Source organism: Xanthomonas sp. NCPPB 1062, from assembly GCF_041481705.2.
GTDB lineage: Bacteria > Pseudomonadota > Gammaproteobacteria > Xanthomonadales > Xanthomonadaceae > Xanthomonas > Xanthomonas euvesicatoria.
Genome location: NZ_CM192987.1, coordinates 3,767,738 through 3,783,546, shown reverse-complemented (window position 1 = coordinate 3,783,546; position 15,809 = coordinate 3,767,738). Strand labels below are relative to the sequence as shown.

General features: G+C 65.0%; 12 protein-coding genes and 1 other RNA gene. 4 read left to right on the top strand and 9 right to left on the bottom strand.

Annotated features, from left to right (window positions below; genetic code table 11):
* The first annotated feature begins 15 nt into the window (after positions 1–15).
* Both ACCQ16_RS16305 and azu read left to right on the top strand, forming a co-directional pair.
* Complete coding sequence (locus tag ACCQ16_RS16305) at positions 16–1,218, top strand: pyridoxal phosphate-dependent aminotransferase (protein ID WP_277572509.1); 1,203 nt, start codon at positions 16–18, stop codon at positions 1,216–1,218.
* A gap of 210 nt (positions 1,219–1,428) precedes the next feature.
* On the top strand, positions 1,429–1,878 hold the full coding sequence (gene azu / locus ACCQ16_RS16300) for an azurin (RefSeq protein WP_005911961.1): 450 nt from the start codon (positions 1,429–1,431) through the stop codon (positions 1,876–1,878).
* Positions 1,879–1,959: 81 nt separating this feature from the next.
* Here the strand turns inward: azu and ACCQ16_RS16295 are convergent, their stop codons facing one another.
* The 3 genes from ACCQ16_RS16295 to hemL all read right to left on the bottom strand — a co-directional run bounded on the left by ACCQ16_RS16295 (position 1,960) and on the right by hemL (position 6,879).
* Positions 1,960–4,731, bottom strand: coding sequence for a winged helix-turn-helix domain-containing protein (locus ACCQ16_RS16295; RefSeq protein ID WP_014090978.1), 2,772 nt, complete (start codon positions 4,729–4,731; stop codon positions 1,960–1,962).
* Between the two features lie 314 nt (positions 4,732–5,045).
* Positions 5,046–5,121, bottom strand: a non-coding RNA gene (locus tag ACCQ16_RS16290) — sX9 sRNA.
* A gap of 468 nt (positions 5,122–5,589) precedes the next feature.
* Positions 5,590–6,879 carry a glutamate-1-semialdehyde 2,1-aminomutase gene (hemL, locus tag ACCQ16_RS16285; protein ID WP_011348479.1) on the bottom strand — a complete coding sequence of 430 codons (1,290 nt, stop codon included), beginning with the start codon at positions 6,877–6,879 and terminating at the stop codon, positions 5,590–5,592.
* Between the two features lie 302 nt (positions 6,880–7,181).
* Between hemL and ACCQ16_RS16280 the strand changes: the two genes are divergently transcribed.
* Positions 7,182–10,364 carry a TonB-dependent receptor domain-containing protein gene (locus ACCQ16_RS16280; protein WP_277572511.1) on the top strand — a complete coding sequence of 1,061 codons (3,183 nt, stop codon included), beginning with the start codon at positions 7,182–7,184 and terminating at the stop codon, positions 10,362–10,364.
* Positions 10,365–11,123: 759 nt separating this feature from the next.
* On the opposite strand, the gene thiE is transcribed toward ACCQ16_RS16280, so the two are convergent.
* Complete coding sequence (thiE, locus tag ACCQ16_RS16275) at positions 11,124–11,762, bottom strand: thiamine phosphate synthase (protein WP_277572512.1); 639 nt, start codon at positions 11,760–11,762, stop codon at positions 11,124–11,126.
* A gap of 23 nt (positions 11,763–11,785) precedes the next feature.
* Between thiE and ACCQ16_RS16270 the strand changes: the two genes are divergently transcribed.
* Positions 11,786–12,025 (top strand): rubredoxin, encoded by a 240-nt coding sequence (locus tag ACCQ16_RS16270; protein ID WP_008575804.1) that lies wholly within the window; start codon positions 11,786–11,788, stop codon positions 12,023–12,025.
* Between the two features lie 144 nt (positions 12,026–12,169).
* Here the strand turns inward: ACCQ16_RS16270 and ACCQ16_RS16265 are convergent, their stop codons facing one another.
* The 5 genes from ACCQ16_RS16265 to ACCQ16_RS16245 form a co-directional block, all read right to left on the bottom strand.
* Complete coding sequence (locus ACCQ16_RS16265) at positions 12,170–13,051, bottom strand: SirB1 family protein (RefSeq protein WP_014090972.1); 882 nt, start codon at positions 13,049–13,051, stop codon at positions 12,170–12,172.
* Positions 13,052–13,220: 169 nt separating this feature from the next.
* On the bottom strand, positions 13,221–13,670 hold the full coding sequence (locus ACCQ16_RS16260) for a DUF192 domain-containing protein (protein WP_033479023.1): 450 nt from the start codon (positions 13,668–13,670) through the stop codon (positions 13,221–13,223).
* A 162-nt stretch (positions 13,671–13,832) separates the two neighbouring features.
* Positions 13,833–14,480 (bottom strand): ribose-5-phosphate isomerase RpiA, encoded by a 648-nt coding sequence (gene rpiA / locus ACCQ16_RS16255; RefSeq protein ID WP_008575808.1) that lies wholly within the window; start codon positions 14,478–14,480, stop codon positions 13,833–13,835.
* Positions 14,481–14,577: 97 nt separating this feature from the next.
* Positions 14,578–15,054 (bottom strand): EVE domain-containing protein, encoded by a 477-nt coding sequence (locus ACCQ16_RS16250; protein ID WP_008575810.1) that lies wholly within the window; start codon positions 15,052–15,054, stop codon positions 14,578–14,580.
* Positions 15,051–15,641 (bottom strand): 5-formyltetrahydrofolate cyclo-ligase, encoded by a 591-nt coding sequence (locus ACCQ16_RS16245; RefSeq protein WP_065628787.1) that lies wholly within the window; start codon positions 15,639–15,641, stop codon positions 15,051–15,053. The genes ACCQ16_RS16250 and ACCQ16_RS16245 overlap by 4 nt, the downstream gene beginning before the upstream one ends.
* Positions 15,642–15,809: the final 168 nt, after the last annotated feature.

The window sequence follows — 15,809 nt, the reverse complement described above, 5'->3', positions numbered from 1 at the left end:
CTGCTGGAGGTTGTCATGAACACTGTTCTTTCGCGCCGCACGTTTCTACGCGAGTCTGCGTTGTTTGCCGGCGCCGCCAGTGCCGGCAGCTTGCCGCTGCTGGCCAGCGGCTTCGAACGCGCCACTGCCATCGCGCCCGCACCGGCAACGGCGCTGGCACCGGTGATGATCGACTCCAATGAATTTCCGGATGGACCGTCGGCAGCCGCAGTAAAGGCCATCGCGCAGATCGCCCCGCAAGGCGGGCGGTATTTGCGGCAGGTACAAATGGAATTGATGACCACCTTGGCTGCCGAGCTCACGCTGCCGGTCGATCACCTGATGGCGTATGCCGGCTCCACCGAACCGCTCGACTACACGATGCTGGCATTCACTTCGCCCAGTGCCGCGTTGGTCACGGCCGACCCCACCTACGAATCCGGTTGGCGTGCGGCAACCCGCAATGGTGCGCGCCTGATCAAGGTGCCGCTGCGCAAGGACTTTTCGCACGATGTACAGGCCATGTGCGCGGCGGACGCCAACGCGGGCGTGATCTACATCTGCAACCCCAACAATCCCACCGGTTCGGTCACCGCACGCAAGGATCTGGACTACGCTTTGGCGCACAAGCCCAAAGGCAGCGTGTTGGTGGTGGATGAGGCGTATATCCACTTCGCGCAAAACACGCGCAGCATGGTCGACATGGTGGCTGCAGGCGAAGACGTGGTGGTGTTGCGCACCTTCTCCAAACTCTATGGCATGGCCGGCATCCGCCTGGGCTATGCGGCCGCGCGTCCGGACCTGCTGGCCAAGCTGAAGTTCTACAGCGTCAACAGCTTGCCGGTCACCGCCGCCGCTGCCGGGCTGGCCAGCCTGCGTGATCCTGCACTGGTGCCGCAACGGCGCGCACGTACGGCCGCGACGCGCACGGATGTGATGGAGTTTCTCGCCAGGCAGGGCTATGCATGCACTGCCTCGGAGAGCAACTGCTTCATGGTGGATGTAAAGCGGCCTGCCGCCGGTTTCAAGGACGACATGGCCACCCATGGCGTGTTCATCGGCCGCAGCTGGCCGGTGTGGCCAACCTGGTCGCGGATCACTGTGGGCACCGATGCGGAGATGGCGCGTTTCAAGCAGGCGTTCGTACAAGTGATCGCCGGTAAGCGCGGCCCGTTGCCGGTGCCGGCCATCGCGTCCGCAGCAGCAGATCCGATGGATGCGTTTTTCCGTTACGCGTGAAGCACGCATGCGACGGAAGGTCTGCTTGCAATCAGCAGGGCGCCTGGCATCGTTGGTCGATGCGCGAGCGCATGCAGTGGGCTCGCGCGTGATGCCCTGTTGATTGCGACTCCGCGTTACTCTGGCACTATCAGCACCTCTGACCACGTCGCTGTTGCAACGGTGCGCCGCGTGCGATGTGCTGCACCTTCCCAACGCAGGAGTGTTCTCTTGAAGCTGTTTTCCACGATTGCTGTGTGTGCGCTGGCGCTGATGGCGCCGACGGCATGGGCACGGACGTGCGCGGTGACCATCACCGGCAACGATCAAATGAAGTTCGACCAGAGCGCGATCAAGCTAGCGCCCGAGTGCACGCAGGTGGAGCTTACGCTCAAGCATTCCGGCAAGATGGCTGCCACCGTGATGGGGCACAACTGGGTGTTGACCAAGTCTGCCGATTTCCAGGCGGTGGCCAATGCCGGCGTACGTTCGACCATCGCCGACAGCTATCTCCCCAAGGCCGACGCACGCGTGATTGCGCACACCAAGGTCATTGGCGGCGGCGACAGCACCACGGTGAGTTTTCCCACCAGCAAACTGAGCAAGGGCGCCGACTACACGTTCTTCTGCTCGTTCCCCGGCCATTGGGCGATGATGAAGGGCACGCTGACGTTCGGGTGATGCGTGCGGGCGGCCAACGCTGTCAGGCCTGGCCGCCACACGTGCAAACCTGCGTTGAACGCAAGATGCATGCGACCTGGCTCAGCCAGGTCGCAGCGGCTGATCTGCATGCGGGCCGCTTCCACGCAACAACCCGCGCTGCAATGCTTGCGCAAGCGCGCTTTCGCGGCTGCGCGCGTCGAGCTTGCGGTACAGGTTTTTCAGATGGAATTTGACCGTGTTTTCCGACAGGTGCAGGCAGCGTGCGATCTGCTTGTTGGAATAGCCACGCGCCAGTTGCGCCAGCACTTCCAGTTCGCGCTCGCTGAAGATGTCACCGGCCGGGTCGTCGTCGCCGCTAAGGCGTTCGAGCAAGGCCTGGATGGTCAAGGCACGCGTGGTGCCGCCCACGGTCTGCGGGTCGTGCTGGCGTAGCGAGCGCAGCATCGCCTTGGCCGGCAAGCCCAGTTCCACGATCGCCTGCCAGCTTTGCGTGAGCGCGACATGGTCCAATGCGCTGTACAGATACGGCAGGGCGGCAACCAGTTCGCCACGTTGCTGCAGTACCAGCGCGATGCGTACACGGGCGCGCGCCAGATGGCAGACATTGTCGTTGGCCAGGCAGGCTTGCTCGATCTGTCCGAGGATGCTCAGCGCGGCGCTGCTGCGCCCGGCCAGGCGATGCCAGCGGGCCAGTGCGAAGCCCATCGCCGCGCGATCGTGCCAGCGGTGTGGCGAGCGCAAGGTATGCGCCAGGCCGGATTCGCCGCCGGTACGTGCGATCAGCACATCGATGGCGGCGTTGCCTGGATGTTCCAGTAACAGCATCAGCCGCCATGCTGCAGCCAGTTCCGACAAGCGCGCCAATTTGCGTCCGTGTGCGATCTGTTCGATATGCTCCAGCAACAGCAACGCGCTGCGTCCGCTATGGTCGCGCACGCGTTCCAGCCCCAGCGCAGTGCCGTATCCGGCGGCCAGCACGTCCACGCCGCCATCGTGCTGCTCCAGCAATTCCAGCGCCGGATGCAGCAGGTCGGCTGCGTCGTCGTGATGGCCGCGTTCGTAGTGCAACTGCGCAAGCAGGCACTGAGCGGCGGCTTCCAGCACCCGATCCGGCTGCGGGGTACGTGCGCACCAGCTCAGTGCCTGCTGATAGCAGGCTTCCGCATCGCTGAGCCGGCCGCGATAGAACAGGCTCTGCCCCAGCGACAACATGGCCCGGCTGGCACCGACCTCGCTGCCGCCACGTTGCATGGTGTCGCGCGCGTTGCGCGCGTAGCGCTCGGCAACCGCGAACGCGCCCTGCGCAATCGCGGTGGTGGCGCAGATGCAGAGCAACATGCCGCGGCCCAGATGGTCGTCTTCGTCCAGTGCGCCAGCCTGGGCGGCAATCTGGGTCAGGCCATGCGGATTGCCGCAGATTTCATCCAGACGGTCGCGCAGCAGCGCCACGACCACGGTGTAGTCGCGCTGCAGCGGCTCGCGTAACGCAGCCGGAAAATCGCGGAAGCGCTCCAGCAACAGGCGTGCGTGGGCGAATTCGCCCAGCTTGATGTGCAGGTGCGCCTGGGTGAGATTGAGCGCGGGTGTGTCGCGGATGGTGCGGTGGTCGAAATGGCGCAGCAGTGCGCGTACTTCATGCGTGCCGTGAGTCAACAGCAGCTGCCAGGTGCCGGCGCGCGCGATGTAGCTGGCGGCAAGATCGCCGCAGCCGCCGCGCCAAGCATGCCGCACTGCTTCGGCAAGCTGCTGATGATCGCCGAACCAGCGCGCTGCGCGTTGATGCAGCTGCACGCTCAGGCCTGGATGTTCGCGGTCGAGCAGTTGCTGCAGAAAGTCGGCAAACAGCGGGTGGTAGCGGAACCATTCGCGCTCGCCATCCAGCGGCACCAGCAGACCATGGAAATGCTCCAGCCGCGCCAGCAAGCGGCCGCTGTCCTGGCGTTGGCGCACCGCGTCGGCGAGCGCGGCGTTGAAGCGTTCCAGCGGGCTGGTGCGCAACAGGAGTTCGCGGGTGTCTGGGTCCAGATCGTTGACCACTTGTTCGGCCAGGTACGCGGCAATCTGCGCGCTGCGCCCGGAGAAACGTACGGTGACTTCCTGCCGACGCTGGGTATCGCCTTCCAACCACAGCCGTGCCAGTTGCAGCGCCACCGGCCAGCCTTCTGTGTAGCGCCGCAGTTCGTCCGCCACCGGTGCGGTCACGTGCGGGCCCAGCAACGCCTGCGCTTCGGTGTCGTCGAGCGCCAGCTGCGTGCTGCCGATGCGGCTGAGCTGCGCGTGCAGATCCAGCCGCGCCAGGGGTAGATTGGGTACGCGGCGGGTCGCGAGTGCCAGATGCAAACGCCCGCCACTGTGTTCGATCAGGCGTAGCACCAGTTCATCGACAGGGCTGCTGCCGAGTCGGTCGTAGTCGTCGAGAATCACGCTGATGCGCCGGGGCGCTGCGCGTAGCGCGCGAATCAGCAATGCCGCCGCGTCGCGCGGGTCGTGATCGCGGTTGTGCAGCACGGCCGCGCACAGCGCGTGGTCGGCGCCTGCGTTCTGCAGCGCATACGCAAGATGGCCGAGAAAACGCCCGGCGTCGGCATCTTCTTCGTCCAGCGACAGCCATGCCACCGCGCTCTGCTCGCGCGTACTCAGGTGCGCATGCCACTGCGCCAGCAGCGTGGTCTTGCCGAATCCGGGCGGGGCGAGCAATAGCGTCAGCGGACGTGCCTGCGCCTGATCCAGCGCAGCCAGCAGTGCGCCACGCACCACCGCGCCGGGGGGCGGCAACGCAGGCTCCAGCTTGCCGGCAAGCAGCCAATCGGGATTCACGGGGTCGCGCGACGGTGTCGGGCGCGGGGTGAGCAGCGCAACAGGCTTGAGCATGAGGCGAGGGCGGCCGTATCGAGCGTCGACAGCGTGCCGACTCGACACGCTGCAGATCGGGGTGAAACAGCGGCAATGCAGCGTCATCGCCGGATTCGGCGACGCAGGTGCAGCGGCTGCTTCGAGGGTCCCCACCCATGCCCGTCCCTGAGCACCTTTTTCAGAAAGGTATGACAGCCACACGACAAAAGCAAAGCGTGTTGCGCCGAGTCGAGGAGGCATTGCGGCCGAAGCGCCGGCCCGTGCACTCGGTCAAGGAGCGCTAGAGGTCGCCTGCTCGTGGCCGCGGTGGTGAGAGAGCAGCGACTAAGAGCGGCTAACAAGACGTAGCGAGCAGCTGTCAGGTGGGCGCGGACGGCGCGCAGGAACCGGAGTGTACGAGTGGTACATGAGGATTCCGAGCACCGGCCGCGCCCACCTGGCGGCTGCGCAGTAGTTTTGTTAGCCGCTCCAAAAGCAATTGCCAAAGCGACTACGCTCGCTACCACACAGCCGCGGCCGATGCGCGATGCGGCGTGGACCACGCACCGCGGTCCTGCGCCCCGCCCAGGCCCGGCTGACGACTCCCCGCTGGGTTGTGGCAGCCGCTCCTATGCAAAGACAGCGCCATCCACAGTTCGCTGCGAGCATGGCGCGCAGTCTGGCAACGCGCACCGCCGTGCAGTCGCCGTTGCTACGAACGAAACCGCTGCACGCACGCGCAGGCTCACCAGCAGTTCCGGTGATGCCTACCTCGCCAATGTCCTGCGCCACTGCCAGTGCGGCACGATCACGCCGCACCGCAAAGCAGCAAACCAGCGACGCCTCCGCGCTCACCGATTCCCAATTCCCAATTCCCAATTCCCAATTCCCAACCAATCAGCGCGCCACGTCCGCAAACGCCTCGCGCGCCGCCGCCAAGGTGGCTTCGATCACCGCTTGGTCGTGCGCACTGGACATGAAGCCGGCTTCGTACGCCGAGGGTGCCAGGTACACGCCCCGCTGCAGCATCGCGTGGAAGAAGCGGTTGAAGCTGGTGATATCACATGCCGTGGCCTGTGCGTAGCTTTCCACGATGTCGTCGGTGAAGAACAATCCGAACATGCCGCCGACCTGATTGGTGGTGACGGCAATGCCTGCCGCGCGTGCGGCATCTTCCAGGCCTTCGCACAGCATGCTGGTGGCCTCGCTCAGGCGCGTGTGGAAGCCCGGCTCCTGCACCAGCTCCAGCATCGCCAGGCCGGCGGCCATCGCTACCGGGTTGCCCGACAAGGTGCCGGCCTGGTAGATCGGCCCGGCCGGAGCAACCTGCTCCATCAAGTCGCGGCGGCCGCCGTAAGCGCCCACCGGCATGCCGCCGCCGATGATCTTGCCGAAGGTGGTCAGGTCCGGGGTCACGCCGTAATGTGCCTGCGCACCACCGAGCGCGACGCGGAAGCCGGTCATCACTTCGTCGAAGATCAGCAGCGCGCCGTGCCGCGTGCACAGCGTGCGCAGATGCTGCAGATAGCCGGCCTGCGGCGGAATGCAGTTGGCGTTGCCGACCACCGGCTCGATGATCACCGCCGCCACCTCCGCGCCGATCTCGTCGAACAGCGCGGTGGCGCCTTCGAAGTCGTTGAAGCTCAGCGTGGCGGTCAGCTCGCTCAGCCCTGCGGGTACGCCGGGCGAGGTCGGTACACCCAGGGTCAGCATGCCGCTGCCGGCCTTGACCAGAAACGAATCGCCGTGGCCGTGATAGCAGCCTTCGAACTTGATGATGCGATTGCGCCCGGTGGCGCCACGCGCCAGGCGTACCGCCGACAGCGTGGCTTCGGTGCCGGAGTTGACCATACGCACCATCTCGCAGGAGGGCACCAGCCGGGTAATGGTCTGCGCCATCGTCACTTCGGCTGCGCACGGCGCACCGAACGACAGCCCGTTGCCGATCGCCCGCTCGACCGCTTCGCGCACGGCCGGGTGGTTGTGTCCGGCAATCATCGGCCCCCACGAGCCCACGTAGTCGATGTAGCGGTTGTCGTCGACATCGAACAGATACGGGCCATCGGCGCGCGCCACGAAGAACGGCTCGCCGCCGACCGACTTGAACGCCCGCACCGGCGAGTTGACGCCGCCGGGTAGCAAGGTCTGCGCCTGGGCGAACAGGGCGTGGGAGCGGGAATGGTTCATGCGCAGATCCTTGAGGAATACCGATTGGGGGCATCGACGCCCGGCGGCGGGCATCGCGTGCGCCATTGTCAGGCCTGCGGCCTTGCGCGCCTACCCGTCGGACACCCGCCTACCCGTCGAAGTGGGCGGATGGGGGAACTTGGCTGCCTATGATCGAACGCGACGTGATCGACAGTTTGGAATGAGCTGATGGCGCGCAGTCATTGGCATCGCGCTGCAGATGTTCAGAAAGTGTGATTTCGGTAGCCATTGGCACCGTTCGTTTGTCGCCTTGCCGACAGTTCAAGACCTGGGGAGAGAGCATGAACCGTAGTATCCAGAAGCGTGCCTTGGCATTGGCATTGGTCGTGGCCATGGGCAGCGTCCACGCGCAGTCCACCACCGGCAGCATCGTCGGCAGCGTGGGGCAGGGCAGTGGCACGAGCGTGCTCGTGGAAAACAACAGCGGCTTCAGCCGCGAGGTGCCGGTGGACGCACGCAGCCGCTACACCGCCGGCAATCTGCCGCTGGGCACCTACAAGGTGACGGTCAAGCGCGATGGCGCAGTGGTGGAGACGCGCGAGAACGTCGCCATCACCGTCGGGGCCAATACAGACGTGTCCTTCGCTGCCAGCGCAGCCGCGGGGAGCGGCGTGCAGACGCTGGACAGCGTCACCGTCAGCGCCGCCAGCCTCACCACCATCGACGTCAGCAGCGTGGATACGCGCACCGTGGTCACCGCCGAACAGTTGCAGCAACTGCCGCTGGGCCGCACCGCCGAAGCGATCGCGCTGCTGGCACCGGGGGTGGTGGTCAACAGCGGCGGCTTCGACAACGGCCCGCTCGGCGGCTCGCTCCCCAGCTTCGGCGGCTCGGCCGCCAGCGAAAACGCGTACTACCTCAACGGTTTCAACACCACCACCATCAGCAATAACCTGGGCGGCCTGACCCTGCCGTACGGCGCCATCGACCAGCAGGAAATCTTTACCGGCGGCTACGGCGCGCAGTACGGCCGCGCCAACGGCGGCGTGATCAACCAGATCGGCAAGCGCGGCACCAATGAGTGGAAGTTCGGCGCTGCAGTGATCTGGGAGCCGAACGGCCTCAAGGCCAAGCAGCGCGACATCTATTGGCGCCCGGACAGCCAGGGCAGCACCATCAACAACGCCGCCTACCGCTATGCGCGTGCGGCCAATGGCCTGTACCAGCCCGCCAGCGAGGCCGAGGCCAGCCAGACCACCTACAGCGCCTATGTCGGCGGACCCATCATCCAGGACAAGCTGTTCTTCTTCCTGGCCGCCGAGCAGGTGAACTCCGACGGCTTGCGCGTGGGCACCAATCGCGACACCGACAACGGCCGCACCGGCGGCCTCACCGACTACGACTACACGCAGCAGCGCTGGTACGCCAAGGTGGACTGGAACGTCACCGACAACCACCTGATCGAGGTGACCGGTGCCAGCGACGTCGCCGAAACCAATGGCTCGATCTATCGTTACGACTATGTTACGCGACAGCGTGGCGCCTACTTCACCGACGAATCCACCTGGAAAACCGGGCCGACGCTGTTCACCGGCAAGTACACCGGCTATCTGAGCGACAACCTCACCGTGACCGCCCTGTACGGCAAGATGAGAACCCCGGACGAACTGACGCCGTTCAACTACGACGCGGCTGGCGGTCCGGTGATCAACAGCGCCGCATTGCAGAACCCTGCCTACACCGGCGGCACACCGCGCATCGGCAACCAGCTGGTCACCTCGGTCAGCTCGCCGGACCGCGAGTACAAAAAAGACAACCAGCGCCTGAATCTGGAATGGCGCATCGGCCACCACACGCTCAACTTCGGTCTCGATAACCAGAAGTCAGAAGGCATCGATGTCGGCTCGATCCTCTCTGGCCCCGGGTTTGCCTGGACCTACGGACAGACCAATGACCCGTACGGGCTGGCCACCGGCGGCCTGGTCAGCCAGTCGGCCAACGAAGCCGGCGGCATCGGTGCGCCGAGCCCGGGTTTGGTGGATCCGGTCAATGGATCCAGTGGCTACTACGTGGTGCGCAACATCAACACCAGCCTGTATTCGTACGAGGCCAAGCAACGCGCCTACTACATCGAAGACAAGTGGCAGGTCACCGACAATCTGCTGCTGAGCCTGGGCCTGCGCAAGGACGAGTTCACCAACTACACCCCGTTCGGTGATCCCTACATCGAAATCGACAACGCGTGGGCGCCGCGCCTGGGCTTCAGCTGGGACGTCAATGGCGATTCCAGCTTGAAGGTGTTCGGTAACCTTGGCCGTTACTACCTCGGTCTGCCGCTATCGGCGGTGAGTCTGTTCACCCCAGCCACGACTACCGATACCTACTTCACCTACAGCGGCATCAATGCCGACGGCACGCCGATCCTGGCGCAGCAGCTGGGTTCGGCGGTGTCGGCCAATTCGCGCTTCGGTCGCATCGCCGATGTACGCACCGCGGTGGCCAAGGACATCGAAGGCGAAAACCAGGACGAACTCATTCTCGGATTTACCAAGCAACTCGATAGCGGCTGGGTGCTGGGCGTGCGCGGCACGCATCGCCGTCTCAATGCCGGCATCGACGACCAGAACTACGACGTCTCCAACACCGCGTTGATCGATGCGGCAGCGGCGCAAGGCGTGACCATCGATTTCTCCAAGGTGGCGGGCGCATCGTTGATCAATCCGGGCCAGACCAATACCTGGGGGGTGATCGGCACCGATGGCCAGTTCCACGAAATATCGGTGAGCCGCGAGGCTGCAGGTTTCCCGAAGTTCAAGCGCAATTATTCGGCGGTGGAGTTCAATCTGGAGCGTCCGTTCGACGGCAAGTGGTATGCCAAGGTCAATTACGTCTGGTCGCATAGCTACGGCACCACCGAGGGCCAGGTGCGTTCGGATCTGTGGCGCACCGGCGGCGCGCTGGGCAGCTATCAGGGCCAGGCCTCGGTCTCGACCACGCAAAGCTGGGACCACCCTGCGTTGATGGAACACTTCAATGGCGATCAATCCAACGATCATCGCCATCAGCTCAAGCTGTTCGGCTTCTACCAATTCACTCCGCAATGGGGCGCATCGGCCAATTTCAGCCTGATTTCCGGTGCTCCGCACAACTGCCTGGGCAACTACTACGGGACCGAATATAGCGGCCGCGATCCGGCCGGCTACGGCGGCAGCGCAATTACCGGCGGCCCGTATCACTACTGCTACAACCCGGAGACCGGCACCGGCGTGGCATCGCCTCCCGGCTCGCAGGGGCGTTTGGGCTGGATCGCGCAGCTGGACATGGGCGTGACCTACAAGCCGGCATTTGCAGATGGCAAGCTGGCGTTGCGCTTGGACGTATTCAACATCACCAACGAGCAGACCGCGACCAACATCTACCCGTTCTCGCAATTGCCCGACAACACCACCAACCCGCTATGGGACCAGGTCGTCGCCTATCAGGCGCCGCGCTCGGGTCGGGTGACGTTGAGCTACGACTTTTAATCGCGCCACGCGATAACGGCAGTCCCGGCAGCGACGCGTGATGGCACGCGTCGCTGTTTTTTTTTGGGGATGGCGCTCAAGTCGACATCATTCTGATGAGCGGGAACACGCCGCCTGAGCGACGACTTGGCTGAGCGCAGTGCACTTGATCTCGGCGTTCGGCTAGCAGGGGTACGTCATGATCGCGTGTCTGCATCGCTTTCAATAAAACTGCCAGCAAACCGTCTGGCGAAGGCACCGCGCACGCGATGTTCGAGGCAACGCGATGCAGTGAAATACATGTCGCGGTCTTGAAGTGGATTGGACGGTTTGTATGGCCAAGCCTGGGAGCCTTAGATCTGCTTCTTGGCTGCAGGGCCCTTGCCCGCCTACCATCGCCGGACACGCTGCAAGTACGTCCCTGTAAGCTCTTACGCGGCATCCGTGCCGCGTAAGGTCCGGCGACGGTAGGCGGGCAAGGGCCTGTCGCGTTGGTTGCTGTGCATGTGGGAGCAGCGCTCGAGGCGCTTTCCACATCGGTCAATCCCCCGCTTCTCTGGTGATTCTCTCGTCGTGCCTGGCAAGTGCCATCACGAAGCAATCGGCAGCAGCGTGGCCGCCCACGCAACACGCAACGACCCGCTCGGTTGGCCGCCAGCCGACTGTCCGGTGCGGCGAGGGCATCGCGCGCGCGACGCACCTGGTTTTTCACCCAAGCGATGCAGCGAAATGAAAAACGCGCTGTCTTCAAATCGATTGAAGCGCTTGGATGAACAACTTTCAAAGCTTGCCGCGCTGAGCCGCAAACCCTGCGCGATACCCCTGCACCGCTGCGACCGGATCCGGCGCCGCGTACACGCCACTGACCACCGCAATGAGATCGGCGCCGGCAGTCACCAGCGCAGGCACCTGCGCAGGCGCAATGCCACCGATCGCGACGCGCGGCAGGTTGAGTTCGGCAGCCTGCTGCAGCAATGCAGGCGTTGCGCGCCGGGTGGTCTGCTTGGTGGTGGTCGGGAAAAACGCACCGAAGGCCACGTAACTGGCGCCCGCTTCCGCTGCGGCGCGCGCGCGCTCGATTTCGTCGTAGCACGACACCCCGATGATGGCCTGCTCGCCCAGCAGTGCGCGCGCTGCCGCCACATCGCCATCGTCTTCGCCCAGATGTACGCCTTGCGCACCGACCTGCGCCGCCAGCTGCGCATCGTCGTTGATGATCAACGGCACGCCATGGGCCGCGCATGCCTCGCGCAAGGCGCCGGCCTGGCGCAGCCGCAGCGCCGCATCCGCCTGCTTGTTGCGGTATTGCAGCCAGGTGATCGACCCCAGCAACGGCGCCGTGCGCAGCAGCAGGCGCTGCGTGTTGGGCTCGTCGGGGGTGATCAGATAGACGCCGCGAACGTCGAGACGGTTGGGCATGGCAACGCTTCCGAAAGCGGTGGATGGGATGGGACAATGCAGGCCCACTGTTGCATGACCGCGATTATCCGATGAGCGAGACATCCACGACCACCTACCGCACCTGGATGTGCGTCGTCTGCGGGTTTCTCTACCACGAGGCCGACGGCATCCCCGAAGAAGGCATCGCCCCGGGTACCCGCTGGCAGGACGTCCCCGACACCTGGACCTGCCCCGATTGCGGCGTGACCAAGGAGGACTTCGAGATGGTGGAGATCGACTGAGCGCCGCCAACGGCGTGCAATCAGGCAGCGTCGGCGACCACGATGCTGCTGCAATGCGGGCCGGCCAGTGCCTGCGTTGCCGAGAACCACGCGGCGGTGGCCTATCCGGGCAGACTGGCCTAGCCAGCCGGCGCGTCTACGCGCTCAATGCGCCCGCGCGCGCTGGCTATTCAATTCCACCAGGTGTTCGTGCAGATGGGCCGCGTCCTGCGCGCCCGGGTTGAGCACCAGGTAGCGCGATAAATCGTGGCGTGCGCCGTTGCGGTGGCCCAGATGCAGATAGGCCATGCCGCGGTCGCGCAGGGCCTCGGGTTGGTCGGGCACCAGCTTCAGGATGCGGTCGGCGCTGCGGGCAGCGCGGTCCCAGTGCTCGGCATCGGCATAGACGCCGTGCAGGTTGCGCAGGATGCGGATCAAGATCGCGCGGTGCGGGGCGGGGTCGAGAATCTGCGCGAGCGCGCGGTCGTCGGGAATTTCGCCGCCCAGGTGCGGGCGGGCACGTTCGCGCAGCTCATCCACGCCCAGCGGACGGCCGCCGTTGAACGGGTCCATCACCAGTACGCCGTCATCCACCGGCAGACGCACCAGGAAATGGCCGGGAAACGACACCCCCGCCAACGGGATGCCCAGCCGGCGCGCCACTTCGATCTGCACCATCGCCAGTGAAATCGGATTGCCCAGCCGGCGCTCGAACACCTGGTTGAGGTAGCTGTTACGCGGGTCGTAATACTCGTCGTGATTGCCCGAATAGCCCAGCTCGTCGAACAGGTAGCGATTGACCGCGGCCATCTTCAGCGGCCATAGATCGATTGCGTCCACTTCGCGGCGCAGATGCTCGACGTGGCTTTGCACCAGCGTGTCGTACAGCTCGGCATCCAGCTGCGGATACTCGTCGCGCGCGATCAGCAGCGCGGTGGACATCAACGGCACCGCATCGTCGTCCAGGCTGGCGAGCGCGGTCCAATGGGGAAGTGGGAGCATGTCGACCATGCTGCCAAGAGTGTCGGCAAGCGGCGCAGGGTTCAAGTCCGGTACTTCCTGACAGGGACGCGGGGCGCATGAACGCGTAACGCTGACAGGCGGCCCTGCGTCCGACGGACGCGAACGCCGTTCGGAAAGGTGACGCGCAGGTCTCACCCGTCGGCGGGCCCCATGTGCCTTGCTGGCATGGCCCCCAGGACCTGCTTGCAGCCGCTTATTCGGGCGTCGGGATGTCCGGGCTGAAGCGCAGCGTGGCCCCATCCTTCAGGCCGAGCTTGGCGGCCTGGCCGGCATTCAGCTCCAGCACATAGCGCGCGGGCTGTCTGCTGGGGTACGGCGGACAGGCGTCGCCGGCCGAACACGGCGGCACATCGCGCTGCTGGGAGACCAGCCGGCGCTGTTCATCGAAATACAGGATATCCAGCGCGATCTTGGTGTTCTTCATCCAGTACGCCATCGGCTCCTGGCGGTCGTGGATGAACAGCATGCCGCGGTCTTGGTCCATGGCATCGCGAAACATCAGGCCCTTGGCGCGATCGGCATCGTTCTGCGCCAGTTCCACCTTGTAGCGCGTGCCTGCCAATTCCACCCAGCTGTCGCCGCTGCTGGCGCAGCCGCCGAGCAGGAGCAGAAGCGCAAGGATTAGAAGACCAGAACAACGCATGCGGCATACCAACTGGCGAGGATGCCGCACCATCTGCCAAGCGGCCGCGTGCGTCAAGCGGCTGCGGCGCGTCGTGCGGTTGCTGCAAGCGGGATATGTGCGACCCGCCATCGCTTCGCAATGCGGGCCGTCACTGCGCATGCGAAGGCCCGCGCGCGATCTTCAGATCACCTGTGGTGGCTCGCCGCCCACGATCACCACATCGGCCGGGCGCCGCGCGAACAAACCCACGCAGACCACGCCGGGAATCTGGTTCAAGCTGCGCTCCAGGCCCACCGGGTCGGTAATCTGCAGGTGATGCACGTCCAGCACCACGTTGCCGTTGTCGGTGACCACGCCATCGCGCCACACCGGCTGGCCGCCGGTGAGCGCCAGGATCTGCCGGGCGACCAGGCTGCGCGCCATCGGAATCACTTCCACCGGCAGCGGGAACTTGCCCAGCACCGGTACCTGCTTGCTGGGGTCGACGATGCAGATGAAGCGCTCGCTGGCCTCGGCAATGATCTTCTCGCGCGTCAGCGCTGCGCCGCCGCCCTTGATCAGACAACGGTTCGGGTCGCACTCGTCGGCGCCGTCCACGTACAGCGACAGATTGCCGGTGTGATTGAGGTCCAGCACCTCGATGCCATGCTGGCGCAGGCGCGCGGTGCTCTGTTCGGAGCTGGACACTGCGCCCTTGATGCGATGGCCGATGCGGCCCAGCGCGTCGATGAAGTAAGCCACCGTCGAGCCGGTGCCCACTCCGACGATCATGCCGTCTTCCACGTAATCGATCGCTTTTTCGGCGGCCAGGCGTTTTGCTTCGGACATGGGTAAAGAGCTCGGGATTAGTGATTGGGGATTTGGGATTCGTAAAAGCCGGTCACGCGGGGTGGCAATGGGCGAATCCCAACTGCCGGATCCCCAATCACGGCGTTTCCATCGCCAGCAGCAACTTCCACTGCGCGGCGGTCACTGGCAGGATCGACAGGCGGTTACCGCGTGCGATCAGCGCAAAGCCTTCGCCCAGCGCATCGGCCTCTTGCTTGATTTCATCCAGCGAAATCGTGCGGGCGAGTTTGCGCTCGAACGCCACGTCCACCAGCATCCAGCGCGGGTCCTCGCGGGTGGATTTTGGGTCGTGGTAGTCGGAAGACGGGTCGAACTGGGTGTCGTCCGGATACGCCGCGCTCGCCACCTTGGCGATGCCGACGATGCCGGGCACCTTGCAGTTGGAATGGTAGAAAAACACGCCATCGCCCACCTGCATGCCATCGCGCATGAAGTTGCGCGCTTGGTAGTTACGCACGCCGTTCCAGGGCTCGGTGCCGACACGTTCCAGATCATCGATGGAGAACGTGTCAGGCTCGGACTTCATCAACCAGTAGCGCTTGCGGGCAGTCATTCGGAAACGGTGTCGTCTTTCAGGAAGGTGGCGCGTTCGGTGCAGATGGCGTCGACCGCCACATCCCATGCTTCGGAAGGCAGGGCGGGCACCTGCTGCGCAGCGAAGCCAGCACCGACCAGCCAGGGAGGCGGCGCCTGGCGATGCCGGAACGCGAAGCTGCGATCATACCAGCCGCCTCCCATTCCCAGCCGACGGCACGCCGCATCGAAGCCGGTCAGCGGCGTCACCACCAGTGCCATCTCCTCCGGTGCCAACGTGTCGGCGCGTGCCACATCCGGCTCCGGAATGCCGTAGCGATTGCTCACCAGCGGCTGGCCCGGCCGCCACGGCGCAAAGCGCAGCACGCGCCCGTCCAGCACCGGCAGGCAGTAGCGCACTCCCGCCGGCAAGGTCAGCTGCCAGCGGTGCAGCGCAATTTCGCCGTCCATCGCCCAATAGCCCGCCACGGCACCGCGGTGCGGTGCGAACGGCAGCGCCAGCAAACGCTGTGCCAACGCATCGGCTGCGGCCAGGCGCTGCGCTGCCGGCAGGCTGCGGCGGTGTGCGCGCAACTGCTGGCGCAACGCATCTCGGTCCTCGGTCATCGGTGTCTCGCAGCGCAATGGTGTTGCATTGTCGAATGCGCACACGCGCCTGCCTAGCATGGCGTGCCATGCGGCCCGCAGTTGCGCCTGCGCTGTGGGCGTGCCGATAGAGCCTTACGGTGTGCGCACTACCCGGACATATGCCCTGCATCTGCATCTGCATCTGCA

Bases quoted from the DNA above. Each gene is read 5' to 3' on its own strand.
- ACCQ16_RS16295 (WP_014090978.1), bottom strand. From the start codon at position 4,731: ATGCTCAAGCCTGTTGCGCTGCTCACCCCGCGCCCGACACCGTCGCGC.
- rpiA (WP_008575808.1), bottom strand. From the start codon at position 14,480: ATGTCCGAAGCAAAACGCCTGGCCGCCGAAAAAGCGATCGATTACGTG.
- ACCQ16_RS16250 (WP_008575810.1), bottom strand. From the start codon at position 15,054: ATGACTGCCCGCAAGCGCTACTGGTTGATGAAGTCCGAGCCTGACACG.
- ACCQ16_RS16245 (WP_065628787.1), bottom strand. From the start codon at position 15,641: ATGACCGAGGACCGAGATGCGTTGCGCCAGCAGTTGCGCGCACACCGC.
- ACCQ16_RS16260 (WP_033479023.1), bottom strand. From the start codon at position 13,670: ATGCGTTGTTCTGGTCTTCTAATCCTTGCGCTTCTGCTCCTGCTCGGC.
- ACCQ16_RS16305 (WP_277572509.1), top strand. From the start codon at position 16: ATGAACACTGTTCTTTCGCGCCGCACGTTTCTACGCGAGTCTGCGTTG.
- thiE (WP_277572512.1), bottom strand. From the start codon at position 11,762: ATGCCCAACCGTCTCGACGTTCGCGGCGTCTATCTGATCACCCCCGAC.
- hemL (WP_011348479.1), bottom strand. From the start codon at position 6,879: ATGAACCATTCCCGCTCCCACGCCCTGTTCGCCCAGGCGCAGACCTTG.
- ACCQ16_RS16280 (WP_277572511.1), top strand. From the start codon at position 7,182: ATGAACCGTAGTATCCAGAAGCGTGCCTTGGCATTGGCATTGGTCGTG.
- ACCQ16_RS16270 (WP_008575804.1), top strand. From the start codon at position 11,786: ATGGGATGGGACAATGCAGGCCCACTGTTGCATGACCGCGATTATCCG.